Annotated in this window: 17 protein-coding genes; 9 read left to right on the plus strand and 8 right to left on the minus strand. The window is 59.0% G+C overall.

The features are described from left to right. Window positions 1-203: 203 nt before the first annotated feature. The 3 genes from hprK to ACFQZG_RS11620 all read right to left on the minus strand — a co-directional run bounded on the left by hprK (window position 204) and on the right by ACFQZG_RS11620 (window position 2,616). Window positions 204-1,133 carry an HPr(Ser) kinase/phosphatase gene (gene hprK / locus ACFQZG_RS11610; protein WP_378152581.1) on the minus strand — a complete coding sequence of 310 codons (930 nt, stop codon included), beginning with the start codon at window positions 1,131-1,133 and terminating at the stop codon, window positions 204-206. Window positions 1,134-1,206: 73 nt separating this feature from the next. Further along, on the minus strand, window positions 1,207-2,013 hold the full coding sequence (locus ACFQZG_RS11615) for a hypothetical protein (protein ID WP_378152583.1): 807 nt from the start codon (window positions 2,011-2,013) through the stop codon (window positions 1,207-1,209). A 27-nt stretch (window positions 2,014-2,040) separates the two neighbouring features. Continuing rightward, window positions 2,041-2,616: a ribonuclease H-like YkuK family protein gene (locus ACFQZG_RS11620; protein WP_378152584.1), complete on the minus strand. Its 576-nt coding sequence runs from the start codon at window positions 2,614-2,616 to the stop codon at window positions 2,041-2,043. A gap of 190 nt (window positions 2,617-2,806) precedes the next feature. Between ACFQZG_RS11620 and ACFQZG_RS11625 the strand changes: the two genes are divergently transcribed. The 3 genes from ACFQZG_RS11625 (at window position 2,807) to ACFQZG_RS11635 (ending at window position 6,990) form a co-directional block, all read left to right on the plus strand. After that, window positions 2,807-5,371, plus strand: a complete 2,565-nt coding sequence (locus tag ACFQZG_RS11625) for a beta-propeller domain-containing protein (RefSeq protein ID WP_378152586.1) — start codon at window positions 2,807-2,809, stop codon at window positions 5,369-5,371. 117 nt (window positions 5,372-5,488) lie between these two features. Further along, the gene (locus tag ACFQZG_RS11630; RefSeq protein WP_378152587.1) at window positions 5,489-6,151 is read left to right on the plus strand and encodes a futalosine hydrolase; all 663 of its coding nucleotides are present in this window, start codon (window positions 5,489-5,491) and stop codon (window positions 6,149-6,151) included. Next, on the plus strand, window positions 6,148-6,990 hold the full coding sequence (locus ACFQZG_RS11635; RefSeq protein WP_378152589.1) for a 1,4-dihydroxy-6-naphtoate synthase: 843 nt from the start codon (window positions 6,148-6,150) through the stop codon (window positions 6,988-6,990). The genes ACFQZG_RS11630 and ACFQZG_RS11635 overlap by 4 nt, the downstream gene beginning before the upstream one ends. A 100-nt stretch (window positions 6,991-7,090) precedes the next feature. Here the strand turns inward: ACFQZG_RS11635 and ACFQZG_RS11640 are convergent, their stop codons facing one another. Continuing rightward, a complete protein-coding gene (locus tag ACFQZG_RS11640) occupies window positions 7,091-7,810 on the minus strand; it encodes a hypothetical protein (RefSeq protein WP_378152591.1) in 720 nt (239 codons plus the stop codon). A gap of 783 nt (window positions 7,811-8,593) precedes the next feature. On the opposite strand from ACFQZG_RS11640, the gene ACFQZG_RS11645 reads away from it, so the two are divergent. Together ACFQZG_RS11645 and odhB are read left to right on the plus strand one after the other, a co-directional pair. Then, window positions 8,594-11,476 (plus strand): 2-oxoglutarate dehydrogenase E1 component, encoded by a 2,883-nt coding sequence (locus tag ACFQZG_RS11645; protein ID WP_378152592.1) that lies wholly within the window; start codon window positions 8,594-8,596, stop codon window positions 11,474-11,476. A gap of 6 nt (window positions 11,477-11,482) precedes the next feature. Further along, complete coding sequence (odhB, locus tag ACFQZG_RS11650; RefSeq protein ID WP_378152594.1) at window positions 11,483-12,739, plus strand: 2-oxoglutarate dehydrogenase complex dihydrolipoyllysine-residue succinyltransferase; 1,257 nt, start codon at window positions 11,483-11,485, stop codon at window positions 12,737-12,739. Between the two features lie 57 nt (window positions 12,740-12,796). Here odhB and ACFQZG_RS11655 read toward each other — a convergent pair whose 3' ends face one another. Beyond that, the gene (locus ACFQZG_RS11655) at window positions 12,797-13,681 is read right to left on the minus strand and encodes an aminoglycoside phosphotransferase family protein (RefSeq protein ID WP_378152595.1); all 885 of its coding nucleotides are present in this window, start codon (window positions 13,679-13,681) and stop codon (window positions 12,797-12,799) included. 5 nt (window positions 13,682-13,686) lie between these two features. Then, window positions 13,687-13,866: a hypothetical protein gene (locus tag ACFQZG_RS11660; RefSeq protein WP_378152596.1), complete on the minus strand. Its 180-nt coding sequence runs from the start codon at window positions 13,864-13,866 to the stop codon at window positions 13,687-13,689. 159 nt (window positions 13,867-14,025) lie between these two features. Here ACFQZG_RS11660 and ACFQZG_RS11665 point away from each other — a divergent pair, with 159 nt between their 5' ends. From ACFQZG_RS11665 to hisC, 4 genes are all read left to right on the plus strand, one after another. Beyond that, complete coding sequence (locus tag ACFQZG_RS11665; protein ID WP_378152598.1) at window positions 14,026-14,403, plus strand: hypothetical protein; 378 nt, start codon at window positions 14,026-14,028, stop codon at window positions 14,401-14,403. Then, window positions 14,400-15,941 (plus strand): sensor histidine kinase, encoded by a 1,542-nt coding sequence (locus ACFQZG_RS11670; RefSeq protein ID WP_378152600.1) that lies wholly within the window; start codon window positions 14,400-14,402, stop codon window positions 15,939-15,941. The genes ACFQZG_RS11665 and ACFQZG_RS11670 overlap by 4 nt, the downstream gene beginning before the upstream one ends. Window positions 15,942-15,944: 3 nt before the next feature. Continuing rightward, the gene (locus ACFQZG_RS11675; RefSeq protein ID WP_378152602.1) at window positions 15,945-17,495 is read left to right on the plus strand and encodes a DUF3369 domain-containing protein; all 1,551 of its coding nucleotides are present in this window, start codon (window positions 15,945-15,947) and stop codon (window positions 17,493-17,495) included. A gap of 161 nt (window positions 17,496-17,656) precedes the next feature. Beyond that, a complete protein-coding gene (gene hisC / locus ACFQZG_RS11680; protein ID WP_378152604.1) occupies window positions 17,657-18,778 on the plus strand; it encodes a histidinol-phosphate transaminase in 1,122 nt (373 codons plus the stop codon). Between the two features lie 49 nt (window positions 18,779-18,827). Here hisC and ACFQZG_RS11685 read toward each other — a convergent pair whose 3' ends face one another. Together ACFQZG_RS11685 and htpG are read right to left on the minus strand one after the other, a co-directional pair. After that, window positions 18,828-19,748, minus strand: coding sequence for a hypothetical protein (locus ACFQZG_RS11685; RefSeq protein WP_378152606.1), 921 nt, complete (start codon window positions 19,746-19,748; stop codon window positions 18,828-18,830). A gap of 22 nt (window positions 19,749-19,770) precedes the next feature. Continuing rightward, on the minus strand, window positions 19,771-21,645 hold the full coding sequence (gene htpG, locus ACFQZG_RS11690) for a molecular chaperone HtpG (protein WP_378152607.1): 1,875 nt from the start codon (window positions 21,643-21,645) through the stop codon (window positions 19,771-19,773). Between the last annotated feature and the right edge of the window lie 76 nt (window positions 21,646-21,721).

Raw genomic sequence — 21,721 nt, forward strand, 5'->3', positions numbered from 1 at the left:
TCTGGGGTTGAAACATGGTCTTCATCCTTCCGACGTAATGCTTTCATTATATCAAGAAAAAGGTACAGTCCCTCAAAATAAAGAGAGTCTGTACCTTTTCATTCACTTGGACTTTTTCAGTGGCCTCAGCATCGCTTCGACTCTTTTTTCTCTATTTTCAACTCTCCATATCGCGTAGGGACGAGGTACCAGCCGTCATTCCGTCAACCGCCGCTGCCCATCTCGTCTTCCAGCCGCTTCATGAATTCTTCCGCCGCGCTGTACCCTTGCTGCTTCAAGTACCAGTTGTTCGCCGCCGCTTCGATCATGCCGGCGACGTCCCGCCCCGGCTGCAGCTGAATCTCGATATACGGAATTTTGACGCCCATATATTCCGAGAATTTCTGTTCCAGCTCCAGGTCGTTGTTCAAAGCGTTGTCCTGCCAATGCGTCAGCTCGATATCGAGCACGATCCGCGACTCGTCTTGGAACGCCTTGCGCCCGTATAGCCGGACGACGTTCACCAATCCGATGCTGCGCAGCGCCAAGAACTCCCGCGTCGTTTCGTTATGCGAACCGAGCAGCGTCTGAGGGCTCAGCTTCCGAAGCACGACGATGTCGTCCGCGACGAGACGGTGGCCCCGCCGGATGAGCGTATGCGCGGTTTCGCTCTTGCCGATGCCGGACTTGCCCCGCAGCAGTACGCCGATGCCCGACACGTTGACGCAGACGCCGTGGATGGCGATCTCCGGGGCGAGCGCCTTCATCAGGAACGAGTCCAGCTTCCCGATGAATTCCGTCGTCGTATCCTTCGTCCGAAGCAGCGGAATGCCTTCCTGCTCGCAATAGATCGTTAAGTATTTAAGCCCTTCCTGGTTCGACGTCACGATGAAGCAAGGCGGGTGATACTTCACGACGTTGCCGATATGCAGATTACGCTCGTCCTCGGTCAGCTTATGCAAATAGTTGATTTCCTTGCGTCCCAGCACCTGAACCCGTTCCATCGGGAAGAAGTCGAAATACCCGACGAATTCGAGCCCCGGCCGATGCGCCTTCGCCTTCGTAATCTCGCGATCGAGCCGCTCCCCGCCGGACAGCACCTCCAGCTTGAACTTCTGCTGCAGGCTTCGTACCGTGATCGATTTGTCCTTCATCTATAATCCCCCGCGTTCGTAAGCTGTTGGAATAGGTTTAATAGTTCCACGCCGAGCCGCCGTTCTCCTGCCGTCAGTCCACTCCGATCATCTGGAGCACGGGACGCCCGTCGCCCGCCAGCTTCGCTTCGCGCGATAGCAGTTGCGAGGAACCGTCCCCGTCCAGGAAAATACCGTCGATGAGCCGCCTCGGTTCCGCGTTGCCGTATTCGCGAATCGCGTCTCTGAATTGTTCGGCCGTGCACCGGGTGTCCGTAACGATCAAGTAGACTTCGCCGTCGTCGTAAGCCATCCCGCTGCGCAGCCGGTACTCGTCCGGCACGGGAATCGCTTCAAGCTCGGCCTGCTCGCGCCATCCGGCGTCGTCCCGCAAGCTTAAGCTGATTCCTCCCTGCGCCCAATAACGGGAGTCGTCCGATAGGACAAGCTCGCTCGCGTCGCTAACGACCTGCACCGACAGATTGCCGGAGGTTCGGTCGTAGACGAGCGTGCCCCGAGCGTATTTGGCGTTGAACCAGCCCGAGCCGCGAGCTCCCGGCTGGCCGCCGACCGGCACGCCGTCTTCCACCGCCACGCTGAGAAGCTGCTTCTCCCAGAAGAAACCGCCGTTCACGCCGACGACGCCGGACGCGGTCACGTTGTTGTCGATTTTGTTCAATCGGATATGGTCCGGCAACGTTCTTAAAATATGCAGCGAAACGCCTTCGTTCGATACGAAGCTATCGTAATCGTAATTCGTGCTCGTCGGCTCGGGCCGCGCCGTATCCGGAATCGATAGACGGGATAAGAGCGCGATGGCGATCGCGACGATCGCGCAGGCGATATACAGGATTCGGAACCGATTCAGATGTCGCAGGATGCGAATGGCCGTCGTATGCAAATCGATACCCCTTGCTTCATGTAATGTTCAGGAAATGGTCGAGATCGGTTTCTTCGTATACCGGTTCGCATAGGAGGACGCGGCATAAGCGAACGGCTTCACCCGAGGCGCGTATCGGCCCGTTTCGACGACCCGGTCGGCCATCTCTTGCACGTACGGAGAAGTCTTGTTCACGTGCGTCACCGTGCCGGCGTCGATATCGATATACGCTTGCAGCGTCGGGCACCGCTTCGCGCCGGCGACCGGCTGCCGCAGCAATTCGCGCAGCGCTTCAGGATCGAACCGGGCGGCGACGCGCTGCGATAATACCGTCTCTAGCATCAGCTTTTCGCGAATCGTTGTCAATTCCCTCGGGACGGCGAACTGCCGGTAACATGCCCATACTCCCTTGCCGATCCGATGGACGACGACTCCCGTCGCGAACTTCGTATGGCCGCGGTGCACTTGGCTGTCCGTGCCGACGATGAAGTCGTAATCGTCCGCGGGAGCGTCCGATACGAACCGCGCGACCCGCTCGAGCACGTCGTCCAGTCCGAGTCCGCGCTCGGATTGGTTCTGGAACGGTACCCGGTCGAACGCGGACAAGCCGTGAAGCATTGTCATGCGAATCACCTCCTCGCTAAGCGGATCAGGCACGTATGGTTCTATTGTATGACGGAGGGTGCTCGGCACATTTTTTAAATCTTCTTCTGCAACCAAATCCAACCAATTCGCGTCTATGGATGTAAGGTACGCGGCTTCTTCGGAACCGCGTAAACAGACGACTACTTTTATTTCCTAGGGGGAAATAACGATGGGTAACAAAATCTTTCTTACGGCGCTCTTGGCCAGCGTCATGCTGGCTACGACGTCCGTAGCCGCGCCCGCGAAGCCGCCTTCGACGGCGGCTCCGGCCAGCGGCAGCATAATGGTGAACGGCGCCGCGTTGAAACTGAACAAATCGGCCTACGTCGTCAAGAACATGACGATGGTGCCTCTGCGACAGATCGCCGAGGCGCTCGGCGCCGCCGTCGATTGGGGAACGGACGCGCAAGGCCGAACCTTCGCCAAGCTGACGCGGGGCGCACGCTCCGCGACGATCACGGCGGGAGTCGCGTCCATTGTCGCGGACGGCCGCGCGGTCAAGCTCGGCGTCGCGCCGGAACTCCGTTCGGGCACGATCATGGTTCCGCTGCGGGCGATCTCCGAAGCGCTCGGCACGATCGTCGCTTGGGACGGCGTCGGCAAAGTCATCCGCATCGACGATCCGAAGCAGCTCCCCGTCATCGGCACGCAGAAGAAGCTCGACGAGCTGTTGAAGCAGATGCAGCAGCAGACCGGGGTCATGTACACGCTGGAAGGCGGCACCGTCGTATCCAAGGATTCCAGCGACGGCGCGTCCGCGCCGCAAGCCGCTCCCGCCGCCGAGTCGGCCGCGGAATCCTCGGCGGGTTCCGGCGGCGCGGACCACTCGGAGACGAACGTGCAGGTACAAGGCGTCGACGAGGCGGACTGGGCCAAGACGGACGGCAAGTTCGTCTATCAGATCAGCGGGAGCCGGATCTTCATCTCGGATATATCGGAGCCTTCTTCGCCGAAACTAGCGGCTACGCTGGAATACAAGGCCGAAGACAACTTCTCTCCGCTCGAAATGTACGTGGACGAAGGCCGGTTGGTCGTCATCGGCCAGCGCAATTCATGGGTGCCGACGATGATCGTCGATCCGCCGCCGATCGAGGCGACAACGCCGAGCTCCGGCGCGGGAGCGAGCGGCAGCTCGAGCGCTTCGGGCGCGGCAAGCTCGCCCGAAGCGCCCGCTCCCGACGAGAAGATGAGCATCATGCCCGTCGTCCCGGTCGTTCCGGCGATCAGCACCGTGCAGACGAAAGTGTATGCGATCGACGATAACGGCCAGCCGACGCTCACCCGTACGACCGAGCTCGAAGGCAACTACGTGTCGTCCCGGAAGATCGACGGCGCGCTCTACGTTATCTCGAACAAGTACAATTACTACAACTATTATCCGATGATGGAGAAGCGCGCTGAATCGGACGGCAACGCCGCAGCGTCGGATTCGCCGGCGAACGCGTTCGAACCCGCTTTTTCCGACTCGGCCACGTCCAAGGAATTGAAGAGACTGTCGCTCAGCGACGTTCGGTACTTCCCGAACGCGATCGAGAACAGCACGATGCTGATCGGCGCGCTCGACCTCGACCGGCCGGAGCAAGCGTTCCAGGTGTCCGCTTATCTCGGCTCGGGACAGACGATCTACGCCTCTTCCAAGCATCTGTACGTCGCGATCGCGCGGACGGTGCCTGACGGCGCCGACAAGTACAAGAACGAGACGCACGTCTATAAATTCCGCCTCGATCAAGGCAACGTCGTGTACGTCGGCGAAGGCAGCGTGCCGGGCAACGTCCTGAACCAGTTCTCAATGGATGAGCACAACGGCTACTTCCGCATCGCGACGACGAACGGGAACATGTGGGACTCCGGCGCGAACCGTTCGACCAACGACCTGTACGTGCTCGACGAGCAACTGAAGACGATCGGCACGCTCGCGAACCTCGCGCCGGGCGAGCGTATCTACTCGGTACGATTCATGGGGAACAGGGCGTACATGGTCACGTTCCGCAACGTCGATCCGCTGTTCGTCATCGATCTTCTCAGCCCGACGAAGCCGGCCGTGCTCGGCCAGCTCAAGATTCCAGGTTACAGCGATTACTTGCATCCTTACGACGACAACCATCTCATCGGCTTCGGCAAGGAGACGGTCGAGTTGCCGTCGAAGGGCATGGGCCAAGACGCGACGATGGCGTTCTACCAAGGCATAAAGATCGCGATGTTCGACGTCACCGACGTCGCGAATCCGAAGGAATTGTTCAAGGAAGTCATCGGCGACCGCGGCACCGGCTCCGAGCTACTCTACAACCATAAGGCGCTCCTCTTCGACAAGTCGAAAGGCTTGATGGCGTTCCCGGTCGAGCTTATGGAGGTCAAGAACAAGGAACCGATCGAGCAAGGCGGCTTCCCTGCTTACGGCCAATTCGTCTACCAAGGCGCATACGTATACGGCGTCGATCTGGACGACGGCTTCACGCTGCGGGGACGGATTACCCACCTGTCGCAGGACGATCTCGCGAAGAGCGGCCAGTACGGCTTCGATTACGGCAAGTCGGTGCGGCGCATCCTGTACGCCAACGATACGCTGTACACGTTGTCGGAGCGCATGCTCAAGGCGAACGCTCTCGGCAGCTTAAGCGATCAAGGCTCGATCTCGTATCCGGCGCCTCCGGAAGGCCAATATTACCCGTACGGAGGACCGGCGATCAACGTCATGCCGATGCCCGCCGTCAGCGGTCCGGCGGTAGCCGAATAATAGCAAGGGTCGATGGATGACTTTATCCGTCGGCCCTTTCCATTTGTACTCTCCTATTGCAAGGGACTATAATGAAGTAAGTCTTAGGGACGGCAATCGAAGGAGAAGGTATAATCGATGACAAATAAAATATTGGTCATGACGGCCGTCGCGGCGGAACGGGATGCCGTGCTGCGCGGACTGTCGGGCGGCCATGCGCGCTTCGACGTGAAGCTGGCCGGCGTCGGACCGGTCTCGGCGGCCGTCAACGCGACGGCTGCATTAATAGAAGGAAGCGGAGAATACGGACTTGTGATCAGCGCCGGCATCGCGGGCGGCTTCCAAGGCCGGGCGGACATCGGCGACGTCGTCGTCTCGACCGCGATGATCGCCGCGGACCTCGGCGTAGAGACGCCGGACGGATTCAGCAGCGTGGACGAGCTCGGCTTCGGCACTTCGCGCGTCGAAGCGGACTCGGCTATCGTCGATCGGATCGTCGCCGCGATCGCCGCCGGCGACGGCTTGCGCGTCGTCCGCGGCTCGGTCGTCACCGTCAGCACGGCGACGGGCACGGCGGCAACCGAGGCGCGGAACGCGGCTCGCGTTCCCGGCGTCGCGGCCGAAGGAATGGAAGGCTACGGCGTCGCGGCCGCCGCGGAAGCGCGCGGCGTGCCGGTCATCGAACTTCGCGCGATCTCCAATCGCGTAGGGCCTCGCGACCGCGACGCCTGGCGCATCGGGGATGCGCTCGCGTCGCTTGAGCTCGCATTCGCACGACTATCGGAGGGATTGCCATCATGAGAATCGCGTACTCGCCTTGCCCGAACGACACGTTCGTTTTCCATGCCTGGGCGCATGGATTCATTCCGGGAGCTCCGGAACTGGACGTTACTTATGCCGATATCGATATTACGAACAACTTGGCGATTAAGGGCGAAGGCCCCGAAGTGATGAAAATCTCGTACGCCGCGCTGCCTTGGGTATTGGACAACTACGAGCTGCTGCCGTGCGGCGGCGCGCTAGGCAGAGGCTGCGGTCCGCTCGTTCTGACGTCGGGAGCCGCCGCGGATCCGAAGGATCCCGCGCAGTTGTCCGGAGCGACCGTCGCCGTGCCGAGCGAACGCTCCACCGCCTATATGCTGTTCCGGTTGTGGGCAGCGAAGAACGTGCCGGGAGGCGTCGGCAACATCGTCGTCATGCCGTTCCACGAGATCATGCCCGCCGTGCGGGACGGCCGCGTGGACGCCGGGCTCGTCATCCACGAAGCCCGTTTCACCTACGGCTCGTACGGCTTGTCGATGCTCGAGGACATGGGCAGTTGGTGGGAATCCGATACCGGCCTGCCGATCCCGCTCGGCGCAATCATCGCGCGGCGAGGCTTGGATACGAAGGCGATCGCCGGCTGGATTCGCGCGTCGGTCGACTATGCGTGGACGCATCCCGAGGCTTCCCGCGATTATGTAAGGGAGCACGCGCAGGAGATGGATCCCGCGGTCGCGAAGCAGCACATCGAGCTGTACGTGAATTCGTTCACCGCGGATCTCGGCGACGCCGGCTATGCGGCGATCGAGACGCTGCTGCGCCGGGCGATGGAATCGGGCGTCGTGCCGACGTTCGATCTCGCGAAGCTGCGCGCATAAGCGAATACGAATACGCGAATACAAGTATCGAGAACGAAGACACCTTCCCATATCGCCGCCGAGACGGCGATATGGGAAGGTGTTGTCGTTAAGGGAGCGGCTAGCCGATCGCGTTCACTAAGAGTCCCTTCAGCGGCAGGAGCAGATACGTTTGCTTCGTCGCTCTATATGCCGTGCATGACTGCAGCTCGTTCGTCTGCGTATGGAGCAGTCGAATCGATGGCTCGTCGAGCAATCGCTCGCCAGCTTTGCCGATCTGGGTGGCGAACCCGGCCAGCGTGACGAACGAGATGTTGATCGGCTCGTCGTGAGCTTGCAGACAATCGCGAAGGAGGCTTTCATTTACCGCGAGGCTGCCGTCCTCCGCGGGCCGGATCCCAAGCCAATCGTAGATCGAGACGTCCATCAAGCGATCGAACGTCTGGCGAAGCTTCGGAAGCAGCGCCTCTCCCGCCGCCTCGAACCTCAGTTGGAGATCGTTATAGGCGTCGACGAGCAATCGGGTATTCGCGACGATGTCGGCCGACATCTCGGAGACGATCGACGACAGTTGCGATGCCGTCGCCCCGAACGGGCGGGACGCGAAGCGGATGTCCGCGAGCAGTCGTCCGGCTTCCCCAACCGCGGTGCGGGCTGCCGTTAGCAAGCTTTCGATGCGCTTAGCCGCGAACGCGGCCTCTCGGTCTTGCGGAAGCTTCGGAACCGGCAGCCGGTTCGGCTTCGCCGGCAGTTGCCTTCTCGGACGCTGAATGTACTCGCGCTGCGCGACCGTCCACGGTACAGGCAATATGGCATTCGCGTACATCGTCGATGGGACCATCGTAACGCCACCCTCCGGGTTAATGTTACGATAAGTATACACCATGGTTACACTTTGTATCAATGTAAATGTTACATTTTGTTGCATATTTGCTACAGTCAAAGTTTTTAACAAACCTTTATTGCGGCGCGGTTAAGCATGTTCGAGCAATAGCGTTATGACATAGCGTTATTTGGGTGCGGACGCGAAAGTTCGAGCAATAGCGTTATGACATAGCGTTATTTGGGTGCGGCGCGCTCGAAAAATACTCCAACGGTACGAGACACCGCTACAGCAACTCATCCACCGAATCCCGCGCTCCAACGGTACGAGACACCGCTACAGCAACTCATCCGCCGAATCCCGCGCTCCAACGGCACGAGACACAGCTACAGCAACTCATTCGCCGATTCCCACGCTCTAACGGCACGAGACACCGCTACAGCAACTCATCCGCCGAATCCCGCGCTCCAACGGCACGAGACACCGCTAGAGCGTAGCCTTTTTCCCCGCGCCCCTACAGTAACCCGCCCATTTTTCTCAACCTATCGCAACTCGCCCCTCATGAGGGCAATCGCCTGAAAGATGAGCAACCCCGAGATAGAGAATCGGATTTTGAAGCATAATGTAGAAAGTCATTTCCATCGGCTCGGCCATTTCGGCGATTAATCTACATATTAGATCGTTATCATGTTTAATCATCATTTTTATATCTGACTCGAAAGCGTTAAAATAGATGCTGAACAATGCATCGAACAAGATGCGTCACTAGGTAATCCAACATGAACATAGAGGGATGCGCTGATGTCAGAATTGAAAGCAAGCCCGCAAGGACAATGGCAGCAATTTTACGGTCCCAACCTGGGATACATCCAGGAGCAGTACGAACTGTACGCGCAAGATCCGAACGCGGTGAGCCAAGCTTACCGCGACTTGTTCGCGACTTGGGGCGCTCCGCCGCGCTCGGAAGCGCTGGCCGAAGCGGCCGAAGCCCGGCTGACGTCCGGAGCGGGCGCCGCGCCGCTCGATACGGTCACTTTGAAGAAAGCGATCGCCGCGGGGCAACTCGCCTATAACATCCGCGCGTTCGGCCATCTGGCCGCCGACATCGATCCGCTCGAACTGAACTTCAAAGCGAGCGCGAGAATGATCGAGCCGGCGACGTACAACCTGTCCGAAGCGGATCTCGCGAACCTTCCGCCCGAGTGCGTCTGGGAAGACGCGCCGTACGCGCTCAAGAACAGCCTGGAAGCCTACAAGAAGCTGCTCGAGGTGTACACCGGTCCGATCGCGTTCGAATTCGGCCACGTGCACAACGAGGAAGAGATCAAGTGGCTGAACAAGCAAGCCGAATCCGTCATTCCGTCCGGCAAGCTGCTCGCGTCCGAACGCGAAGCGCTGCTGCGCAAGCTGCTGGAAGCGGAGCAATTCGAAGATTTCCTGCAACGCACGTTCGTCGGCCAGAAGCGCTTCTCGGTCGAAGGCAACGAGGCGCTTATTCCGTTGCTCGACGAGATCGTGCACGAACTCATTAACGACGGCGCGCGCAACATCGCAATGGGCATGGCGCACCGCGGACGCTTGAACGTGCTCGCGCACGTATTAGGCAAGCCTTACGGCAATATTTTCTCCGAATTCCATCATTCGCCGAACAAGAACCTGATCCCGTCCGAGGGCTCGATCGGCATCAACTACGGCTGGACCGGCGACGTCAAGTACCATCTCGGCGCGAACCGCTCCATCCAATCCGGCGAGACGGCGGAAACCCGCTTGACGATGGCGAACAACCCGAGCCACTTGGAATACGTCAATCCGGTCGTGGCCGGCTTCGCCCGCGCGGCGCAAGACGATCGCTCGAACCCGGGTTACCCGCAGCAGAACTTCGATTCCGCGGCGTCCATCATCATGCACGGCGACGCCGCGTTCTCCGGGGAAGGCATCGTCGCCGAGACGCTGAACTTCAACAACCTTCGCGGGTATTCGAACGGCGGCACGGTGCACATCATCGTCAACAACCGGATCGGCTTCACGACTGAGAGCTTCGACTCCCGTTCCACGCACTACTCGAGCGACGTCGCCAAAGGCTACGAGATTCCGATCGTTCACGTGAACGCCGACGAACCGGAAGCGGTTATCGCGGTCGCCCGCATGGCGAGCGAATACCGGACCCTGTTCAAGAAAGACTTCCTCATCGACTTGATCGGCTATCGCCGTTACGGCCATAACGAGACGGACGATCCGGAAACGACGCAGCCGTTGATCTATAAGAAGGTCAAAGCCCACAAGCCGGTCGCGCGCCTGTACGCCGACAAGCTCGTCAACGAAGGCACGCTGACGGCCGAAGCCGCGGAAGCGATCAAGCAAGACGTGCTTCGCAAGCTGAAGGCCGCGTACGACCAAGTGAAAGCGCAAGAGCACAAGGATCCGGTTCACCAATCGATGCCGCAAGCGAACGCGCTCGCCGCGAAGCCGGTTACCGCCGTGGCCGCCGACAAGCTTCAAGGCATCAACAAAGGCTTGCTCAGCTTCCCGAGCAGCTTCAACGTCTATCCGAAGCTGCAGCGCATTCTGGAGCGCCGCCTCGACGCGCTCAACGACGGCGAGAAGGTAGACTGGGGCCATGCGGAGACGCTCGCGTTCGCTTCTATTCTCGCGGACGGCACGCCGATCCGCCTGAGCGGCCAAGACGTGGAACGCGCGACGTTCGCGCATCGGAACCTCGTCCTGCACGATCCTTCGACCGGCGACACGTTCTGCCCGCTGCACGAGCTGCCGGAAGCGAAAGCATCGTTCGCGATCCATAACAGCCCGTTGTCCGAGGCAGGAGTGCTCGGCTTCGAATACGGCTACAACGTATACTCGCCGGAGACGCTCACGATCTGGGAAGCGCAATACGGCGACTTCGTCAACGTGGCGCAGGTGCTGATCGACCAATTCATCTCCGCTGGACGCTCGAAGTGGCAGCAGCGTTCCGGCTTGGTCATGCTCCTCCCGCACGGCTACGAAGGCCAAGGACCGGAGCATTCCAGCGCGCGCATGGAACGGTTCCTGCAACTCTGCGGCGAAGAGAACTGGACGGTCGCTTACTTGTCGAGCGCGGCGCAATACTTCCACTTGCTCCGCCACCAAGCGGCCATCACGAACACCGAAGCGGCGCGTCCGCTCATCCTGATGGCGCCGAAGAGCTTGATCCGCAATCCGCACGTCGCATCGCCGGCCTCCGCCCTCAGCGACGGCTCGTTCCAGCCGGTGCTGGAGCAGCCGGGACTCGGCCAGCAAGCGAAGCGCGTCGAGCGCCTCGTGCTGTGCACGGGCAAAGTCGCGATCGACCTTGCGGACGAGATCTCCAAGACGCCGGACGCGAACCGCGACTGGCTGCATATCGCGCGCGTCGAACGGCTGTATCCGTTCCCGAAAGAAGAAATTCAAGCGATCGTCGATCGCTATCCCGAACTGAACGAGATCGTATGGGTTCAGGAAGAACCGAAGAACATGGGCGCATGGAGTTACATGGAGCCGCGCATCCGCGAAGTCGCTCCTTCCGAAGCGGCCGTCAGCTACATCGGACGTCCGGAGCGCTCCAGCCCCGCGAGCGGCTTCCAGCAAGTGCACGTCCTCGAGCAGCAGTACATCGTTACGCAGACGCTGCAGAACAAAAAGAAATCGGCTGTTAAATCCGGGAGGTAACTTCGAATGTATGACATTATCGTACCAGCGATGGGCGAATCCATTACGGAAGGCACGATTTCCAAGTGGATCGTCAAAGTAGGAGACGCCGTTAAACAAGGCGACTTGCTGCTCGAGCTGGAAACCGACAAAGTAAACTTGGAAATCAGCGCCGAGCACGACGGCGTCGTTACGGCTATTCTCGCGAACGAAGGCGACACGGTGAAAATCGGCGAAGCCGTCGGCACGCTCGGAGCGGCAGGCGCCGCTCCGGCTCCTGCTGCAGCGCCAGCGCCAGCGGCGGCACCTGCTGCTCCGGCTCCTATCGCGGCTGCAGCGGCGCCAGCAGCTCCCGCACCCGCACCTGCACCTGCGGCGGCATCGGCCGCAACGGCTGCCGGCACGCTCGCTTCCCCTGCCGCGCGCAAGCTGGCGCGCGAGCAAGGCATCGACCTGAACGCCGTGCTCGGCCGCGTCTCTTCCGCCGACGTGAAATCCGCGGGCAGCGCCCCTGCCGCGGCTCCCGCTCCGGCGGCAGCTCCTAGCCCGGCATCGGACAAGACCCCCGTCGCGAACTTCGCGAAGCCGGAAGAGCGCAAGAAGATGTCCCGCCGCCGCATCACGATCGCGAAGCGCCTCGTCGAAGCGCAGCAAACCGCGGCCATGCTGACGACGTTCAACGAAGTCGACATGACGAAGATCATGGAAATCCGCAAGCGCCGCAAAGACTCGTTCAAAGAGAAGCACGACGTCGGCCTCGGGTTCATGTCCTTCTTCACGAAAGCGGTCGTCGGCGCGCTGAAAGCTTTCCCGCACTTGAACGCGGAAATCAGCGGCGATGACATTATCGTCAAGAAGTACTACGACATCGGCATCGCGGTATCCGCGAAAGAAGGCTTGGTCGTACCGGTCGTTCGCGAAGCGGACCGCCTGAGCTTCGCCGAAATCGAGCGTTCCATCGTGAATCTCGCCGGCAAAGCGCGCACCAACACGCTCGAGCTGTCCGAGCTGCAAGGCGGCACGTTCACGATCACGAACGGCGGCACCTTCGGTTCCCTGCTCTCGACGCCGATTCTGAACGCGCCGCAAGTCGGCATTCTCGGCATGCATAAGATCCAGCTCCGTCCGGTCGCGATCGACGCGGAACGCATGGAGAACCGTCCGATGATGTACATCGCCCTCTCCTACGACCATCGAATCGTCGACGGCGCGGAAGCGGTACAGTTCCTCGTCAAGATCAAGGACATGCTCGAAGATCCGGAGACGCTCCTGATCGAAGGCTAATCCCTTTCGTACGCTTCTGCTTCGCACAACACAAAAAACCTGTTCCCTCGCCGCGCATCAAGCGCGGACGGGAAACAGGTTTTTGTTCGTTAATAACGGATTATTCGAGATCATGGCGGCGATTCTCTTCTTCGTCTTCGCGTCGACAGGCAACGCGCCCTGCCGATGGAGCAGCAGCCATCTCGCGAACGCGATCGCTTCGAACGCGCGAAGCTCGGCCTCCGGGTACGCGATCAGCGCCGAATAAGCCTGGAGCAGCCCGTCCGCATGCCGGTCCGAGACGTACAGCCTCGTGATGACGACCATCCACATGAGATCGTACCTCGGATCGCCTAGCTGACCGTTCGTCCAATCGATGGCCGTATAGCGCCCGTCCGCCTCGACCAGGTTGCCGAGATGCAGATCGCCGTGTATGACCGCGTCTTGCCGAATGCCGACTTCGCCGATCCACTCGAGCAGCGCCTGCCGAAGATCCTGCTGCTCCGCGATGCCGGGATAGAAGTACGAGACGAAATCATGCTTGTCGACGCGCAAGTCCCCCGCGGGATCGTACGGAAACCGATGCACGTCCGCCATTAAGCCCGCTATACTCGCGTGAGCGCGCTTATCGAGCTTCGTCAGGGGCGCTCCGTCGTCCGACGTGAGCAACGCGCCGTTGCCGTCTTCCGTCAGGCCGAAGCCCAGCGGCTTGGATACGGGAATTCCATGCTCGGATAGCGCGAGCAGCAGCCGGTATTGATACGCGATATCGGGCTTCGAATGCTTGTCCCATACCTTGAGCACGTAGCTTCCGCCGTCTAGCATGACCTTATGGACTGTAGCTTCCAATCCGGCCTGCATCGCGTCCACGGTAACCGATTCCGCTCGGCTCAGCAAGTCGTCCAACCAATCTTGCTTGATCGTCCAGCTCGTCCGCGCCAGCAGCTTCCCCGCGTCCGCCATCCGCGCTACACGCCCGTTCTTTTCTTCTGATTGTTCGGCTTCTTCTTGATCTGGCTCGACATCGCCTTCACGTCCGTCGAGTAGTGGCCCTGCGGATTGCCCGCTTGGCGCTGTGCCTGCTTCTTCTTCTCGAGCATGGCCTTCATCGCGTCGCCGAGACTGACTTTCTTCGGTTGTTCATCCATCGCATTCGTTCACCTTTCGTCGCTGATTGCCCCTAGTATACCATAGCGGAACTTTCCTTTTCATGCCGGCTTCGGAACCGGAAAATGGAAGGAATTCCGACGCTCCGCATCGAATTGCTATATATCGATCTTTTTCAACATAGTTAGCGAGGTGTCGACATGAAAAAAGGGGTTATCGCGATCATTTGCTGTCTTCTGCTGGCGGCATGCGGGAATAACGCGTCGAGTTCGGATAAGAATCACGGAAAAGGCTATAAGCCGAGCCTGGACGTGTCGCTGAAGATCGAAGGGAACAGCGCGACGGTTACCGTCGAGACCGACATGACCGTCTCCCCCGAGCATTACGGGATGGCCCGGGAGTCGGGCGAAGGTCATATTCACATGTACCTCGACGACCAAGACAAGATCGGCGTGAAGGAAAGGGTATACGCGTTTCCCGATCTCGAGGCAGGCCCTCATAAGCTGAAGGTCAGCTTGCACAACAACGACCATACGCCGTACGACGTTACCCAGACGGTGGAATTCGAGATCAAATGACGACGGACACGCGCCAACGCTCCATGCCCCGCCGTCTTAGCCTGCAACTCCGGCTGCTCTTGCTTGTTTCCGTCGTGACCGTCGCCCTGATGTCGATTATCGTCTGGTTCGACACTTACACCTTGCGCAAATCCGTCGAGGAGACGTACGTGAGCCAGCTCGACGGCATGACGACCGCCATTAACGGACGGTACGAGGAATCGCACTCCATCGAGGACGTGCAGCAAATTTTCGATTACATCCAGTATAAGAATCCGAACGTGCTCCAGCTGACGCTGTTCGGCGAAACCGAAGTGCAAGCTTCCACCGACCGCGAGCGGATCGGCGCGCCGTCCCCTCAAGGCCTGCTGGCCTTGCTCGAGGGCGATCGCACGCTCGTCGATCATCTGAGCGACGAATCCGACGGCATCCCGAAAGACCGGCTGACCGCCCCCCTCAAGGAAGACGGAACGACGATCGGCGCCATCGAGCTCCTTATCGATACGTCGGACAGCAAAGAGCTCATCCGGACCCGCGTGCAAATCATTATCGTCGTCGGCCTTGCCATAACCGTTCTGCTTCTCGTCGCGCTGTCGTATATCATTCGCAGGCTGCTCTTGCGCCCGCTCCTCACGATACGCGCCGCGGCCGTGTCCGTGAAGCAAGGACTGCCCTACCAAGAAATCGCGCTCGATTCGAGCCAAGAAGTTACCGAGGTGGCTTCCGCCTTCAACGAGATGGTAGCCGACCTCGAAGGGCGGTATAGCGAACTTAAGCATGCGATGGACATCGTGAAGCAGACGCAGAAGCAGTTGGTCGAGTCCGAGAAGATGGTCGCGCTCGGCAATCTCGTCGCCGGCGTGTCCCACGAGATCAATACGCCGATCGGCATCGGCGTCACCGCCGTGACCTACATGGACGAGAAATCGAAGGAATTCCAAGCGTTATACGCCTCCGGAGCGATGAAGCGTTCCGATCTCGAGGAGTATATCCGCCTCATACAAGAAACGACCGGCATGATTCAATCGAATCTCGTCCGCGCCTCGGAGCTCATCCGCAGCTTCAAGCAAGTCGCGGTCGACCGCAGCGCCCAGACGAAACGGCGGTTCCGGCTGAAGCCGTACGTCGAAGAGGTGCTCGTCAGCCTGCAACCGAATTTGAAGAAGACCAAGATCCGGGTGACGGTGACAGGTTCGGAAGCGATCGAGCTGCATACCGATCCCGGCGCGATCTCGCAGCTGCTCACGAACCTGATCATGAACTCGTTGATCCATGCGTTCCAAGCGGACGAGGAAGGCCGCATCGATATCGAACTATCGGAGCGCAACGGCAACGTCAAGCTCCGCTATGCCGACGACGGCAAAGGAATGCCTCCCGAAGTCGTCGCGCAGATTTTCAACCCGTTCTTCACGACGAATCGCGGAGGCGGGGGAACGGGACTCGGCATGCACATCGTATATAATCTCGTCCAATCGCTCGGCGGCACGATCGCGTGCGAGAGCAGCCCGGGGCACGGCACGAGCTTCACGATTCAGATGCCGCTTAAGGAAGGGGAGTAAACCATGATCAGCAACCATGAAGACGATCTGCTCGTGTTCGCGGACGAAGTACAGGACACGGCGCGGACCGAACCCGTCCGGCAAGACCGATGGAAGGTCGTCATCGTTGACGACGAGCAGGAAGTTCACCATTTGACGAAGCTGGTGCTCGGCGATTTCGCCTTCGATGGCAAACCGCTCGAATTCATTAGCGCCTATAACGAGACGACCGCGCTATCGCTCATCGAGAAGCATGAGGACGCGGCCGTTATTCTGCTCGACGTCGTCATGGACGCCGACGATACCGGACTGAGAATCGTCAAGCATATCCGGGAGAACCTGAAGCGGACGTCCGTCAGAATCATTCTCCGTACGGGTCAGCCGGGTCAAGCACCCGAGCGGCTCGTCATTACGAATTACGACATCAACGATTACAAGGAGAAGACCGAGCTTACTTCGCAGAAGCTGTTCACGACGATGATGGCTGCGCTTCGCTCTTACCGCGACATCATGATCATCGAGAACAACAAGATCGGCCTGGAGAAAATCATCGGCGCGTCGTCCGACCTGTTCGAGGTAAAGTCGATGCGCAAGTTCGCTTCCGGCGTTCTGACGCAGCTCACGTCGATTCTCAACTTGAACAAGAACGCCTTGCACTGCAACAGCTTCGCGGCCGCCAAAGGACAAGAGGAGATCTACATCCTGGCGTCCTCCGGCGATTATTCGTTCCAAGGCAACGAGCGCATCGAGGACGTCGTCCCCCCGCACGTCTACCGGGTTATCGAGCAGACGTTCCGGAACAAGACGAGCGAGTTCAGCGACCGATACTTCGCCTGCTACTTCCGAAGCAAGACCGACAAGGAGAACGTCATCTACTTCGAAGGCGCCAGCGAGCTGAACGAATGGAACCGCTACTTGATCGAGATCTATTGCTCCAACGTCTCGGTCGCGTTCGAGAGCCTCTACTTGAACGAAGAGGTCGAGCATACGCAGAAGGAAATCATTTTCACGCTCGGCGAGATCGCGGAGACGCGCTCCAAGGAGACGGGACAGCACGTTAAGCGCGTCGCCGAGTATTCCAAGCTGCTCGCGCTCAAGTATGGCATCTCCGAAGACGAAGCGGAGATCGTCAGGCTCGCCTCTTCGATGCACGACGTCGGCAAAGTCGCCGTTCCGGACGCGATTCTGAACAAACCCGGCAAGCTGACGGCGGAAGAGTTCGACATCATCAAGAACCATACGAACCACGGCTACGCGATGCTGAACCATTCGAAGCGCGACATTATCCAGACCGCCGCGATCATCGCCTATCAGCACCACGAGAAGTTCGACGGAACCGGCTATCCGAACGGGCTGGCGGGCAAGGACATTCACATCTACGGCAGAATCGCCGCCATCGCCGATGTATTCGACGCGCTTGGCAGCGACAGGGTATACAAGAAGGCTTGGCCTCTCGAGCAGATTCTCGACTATTTCAAGGAAGAGAGCGGACGGCACTTCGATCCGACGCTCGTGGACATCTTCTTCGAGAACCTGGAGGGGATGCTGGAGATTCGGGAACAGTACGCGGACTAGCCAACCTTATGCGAGCATTGAACAGCATACGTAATCGTGAACAAGCCGGCGATCACCTTCGCCGGTTCTTTTTTTTGTAATTATTACTTTACTACATTAACGCGTTATTGTATTATTACATTAATGTATAGAAATAATTCTAAAAGAGAAGGTGAATCTAAGTGTCCTCAACGAAGTCTGACGTTCGAACACGGAATATACTGAAACGCATGAAGCCTTATTCGCCGGGCAAACCGATATGGGAGGTACGGCGCGAGCATGGAATCGATCGCGTCGTCAAGCTTGCCTCCAATGAGAACCCGCTCGGTCCTTCGCCGAAAGCAGTGGAAGCGATACAGGGCTTGCTGGTCGATCTTCATCGGTACCCTGACGCGCAGGCTGTGGATTTACGCGCAACGATAGCCGGGAGATACGGGCTTGCATCCGAGCAGATCATCGTCACCAACGGCGGAGATGAATTGATTACGCTCGTATCCGAGGCTTTCATCGAAGCGGGGGACGAGATCATCGTACCGGGTCCTTCGTTCAGCGAATATGAATTCGGGGGCCAATTGATGGGGGCCGTCATTCGGACGGTCGCTTTGACGGAAGACTACCGATACGATATTCCCGCCATACTCGAAGCCGTAAATGAACGCACCAAGGTCCTCTATCTATGCTCTCCCAATAACCCTACCGGAACGATCCTGCCCAAATCGGCGCTAACGGAGTTGCTGAATCGCTTACCTTCGTACGTGCTTGTTATGCTCGATTCCGCCTACAGTCACTTCGTAACCGAAGACGATTATTCGGACGGCATCGAGTTCGTGAAAGCAGGTTATCCCGTCATCGTTCTTCAAACTTTCTCCAAGGTTTATGGATTAGCGGGGATCCGGGTAGGCTTCGGGGTCGCTTCGCCTTCGATTATTAGATCGGTACTTCAAGTCAAGGAACCGTTCAACGTGAATGCTCTTGCTCAAGCAGCGGCTGCGGCGGCGATTGCAGACGACGATCATGTCCGAGAATCCAGCCGGCTGGTGAAGGAAGAACGTCTGCGGATGTATCGCGGATTCGAGGAGCTCGGCTTGAATTATACGTCGAGCATGAGTAATTTCATTCTCGTTAAGCTTGGCGAGAACGCGGAGCAGCATTACGTCGAGCTGATGCGGAAAGGGGTTATCGTGCGATACGGAGGCGCTTGGGGGTTGCCGCAGCATGTACGGATCTCCATCGGCACGCCGGAGGAGAATAATGTACTCCTTCGAGCGCTCCGACTGATCCTGGCTTTACCCGGAATGGAATAAAAGAAGGTCCCCGCGGATGCGGGAACCTTCAATCTTATACGCGATCGCATTACCCTCGGAAAAACTCGTAAGCCCTGTTCCAACGAAGCGTCTCGCCCGGCTGCGCGTCGATATCGATGAACATCTCCGGGCTCGCCACGTGCGTCTGTCCCCAGACGGCCAGCCGCAACAGCGGACGATCGAGCGTCTCCGTCATGCCCGCCCCGCTCGGCTTGTGCACGAGCGTCCAGGACGGACGGTCGGCGCCGATCGGCTCGAACTCGCGCGCCAGGGCGTAGAACGACTCGCCCGCTTCCGGCGTTCTGAGCCAACGAAGCTTGTTGCCTTCCTGCGCCACGATCGGACGTTCCTCCGGCTTCGTGTAGTCGAACGCGGACGCGATCGGCAGCGTAAGCTCGTAATCCGGGCCGATGTCCGCGCCGTTAATCCGGACGAAGTTGTGGTTGTATTCGCTCGTCCGGATCGGCTTGTCGCCGACGTTGCGCAACTCGTACGCGACGTTCAGCCGGTTGCCGTCCACGCTGACCTTCTTCACGATGTCCGCCGCATAGCCGTTGCACGGCTTCGCCGCCGTGCGGAACCGGACGGAGCGACCGTCCGCGGACATCTCGTACGTCGTCTCGAACGGCTCCAGCTCGAACGCGCGGAAGAAATCGTAACGACCGTCGTCCGGTCTCGTCAACAGCCCGACGCCGAGCTTCGGGAACCGCTCGCCTACGCCGCACTCGGCATACCCGATCGGTTCGCCGTTGCCGTATTCGTTGCACAGGCCGCCGCCTCCCGTGCCTTCGCCCGGGACGAGCGATTCGTCCACGCAGAACGTCGACTCCCCGTCGAGCGTCACTTGCTGGATCCAACCGGTCCAATCGAACCGCGTCCTCCGGTAATTCGCGCCGGGAACCGCGATCTCTACCGCAAGCCTATCCGTCTTGAGCGCGATGAACGCTCCGTTCGTCTCCGCCTGGCTCATGTCCGCAGGACTCCTCTCGGTTTTACACCATCACTTTGCAAATATCGTTCGTGAACGCGACCGGATCCTCGATCGGCAACCCTTCGATCAATAGCGCTTGATGATAGAGCAGCGTCGTGTATAGGTCGAGCTTCGTCTTATCGCCCGCGAACGCGTCCTCGAGCGACTTGAACACCGGATGGTTGACGTTGATCTCGAGCACCTTGTCGGCTTTGATGTCGCCGCCGTTCGGCATCGCCTTCAGAACCTTCTCCATCTCGATCGTCAGCTCGCCTTCGGTGGAGAAGCAGACCGGATGGGACTTCAGACGCTTCGAAGCGCGCACGTTCTTGACTTTGCCCGCGAGCAGCGACTGCATCGCTTCGAACAAGTCTTTATGCTGCGCCGCATCCTCTTCCGTCTCTTTCTCGTCCGCTTCGATGCCGAGATCGCCGCTGGAGACGGACTTGAACTCCTTATCCTTGTACTTGCCGATCATCTTGATCGCGAACTCGTCGATGTCGTCGGTGAAGTACAGAATTTCGTAGCCTTTGTCCGCGACCATCTCCGTCTGAGGCAGCTTCTCGATCCGTTCGACCGATTCGCCGGACGCGTAGTAGATGAACTTCTGGTCTTCCGGCATTCTCGCGATATACTCGTCGAGCGATACTTGCTTCTTCTCCTTGGAGGAGACGAACAGGAGCAGGTCCTGCAGCACGTCCTTGTGCGCGCCGTAGTCGTTGTACACGCCGAACTTCAGCTGGCGGCCGAACGCCTTGTAGAACTCCTCGTACTTGTCGCGCTCGTCCTTGAGCAAGCTCTGCAGCTGGCTCTTGATCTTGCTCTGGATGTTCTTCGCGATCAGCTTCAGCTGGCGGTCGTGCTGCAGCATCTCGCGGGAGATGTTCAGCGACAGGTCCTCGGAATCGACGAGTCCCTTCACGAAGCTGAAGTAGTCCGGCAGCAGGTCGCCGCACTTGTTCATGATAAGCACGCCGCTGGAGTAGAGCTCGAGTCCCTTCTCGAACTCCTTCGTGTAGTAGTCGAAAGGCGTGGAGCCCGGGATGTACAGAATCGCGTTGTAACGGACCGCGCCGTCGACGCTGATGTGAATATGCTTGATCGGCTTGTCGAAGCCGTAATGCTTCTCGTTGTAGAAGCTGTCGTAATCTTCCGTCGTCAGCTCGCTCTTGTTCTTCTTCCAGATCGGCACGAGGCTGTTGACCGTCTGCTCTTCCGTGTAATCCTCGTACTCGTTCTCCTCGCCTTCCTTCTTGCGGCTGCGGGAGACGTCCATCTTGATCGGGTAGCGGATGAAGTCGGAATACTTCTTGATGATCGCGCGCAAACGGTATTCTTCCAGGAATTCGTCGTAGCTGTCGTCCTCGGTGTTCTCCTTGATCTTCAGGATCACTTCGGTACCGACCTCTGCCTTGTCGCAAGGCTCGATCGTATAACCTTCCGCGCCTTCCGACTCCCACTTAAACGCCTGATCGCTATCCAGCGCGCGGCTGATCACCGTCACTTGATCGGCGACCATGAACGCGGAGTAGAAGCCGACGCCGAATTGGCCGATGATGTCGTGGCCGTCTTTGGATTCGTTCTCCTTCTTGAACGCGAGCGAGCCGCTCTTGGCGATGACGCCGAGATTGTTCTCGAGCTCCTCGCGGGACATCCCGATGCCGGTATCGCGAATGACGAGCGTGCGGGCGGCTTTATCGGCGGTTACTTTAACGTAGTAGTTGTCCTTCTCGAACGCGATCTTATCGTCGGTCAGCGCCCGATAGTAAATCTTGTCGATGGCGTCGCTCGCGTTGGAGATCAGTTCCCGGAGGAAAATCTCGCGCTGCGTGTAGATCGAGTTGATCATCATTTCCAGCAGCCGCTTCGACTCGGCTTTGAATTGTTGCTTGGACATTGCGATTACCCCTTTGCGACGTGAGTTAGCACTCTTCACTCTCGAGTGCCAATACTTATTTTTGTATCATTATCGC

Source organism: Cohnella sp. GCM10027633, assembly GCF_042675445.1.
Lineage (GTDB): Bacteria > Bacillota > Bacilli > Paenibacillales > Paenibacillaceae > Cohnella.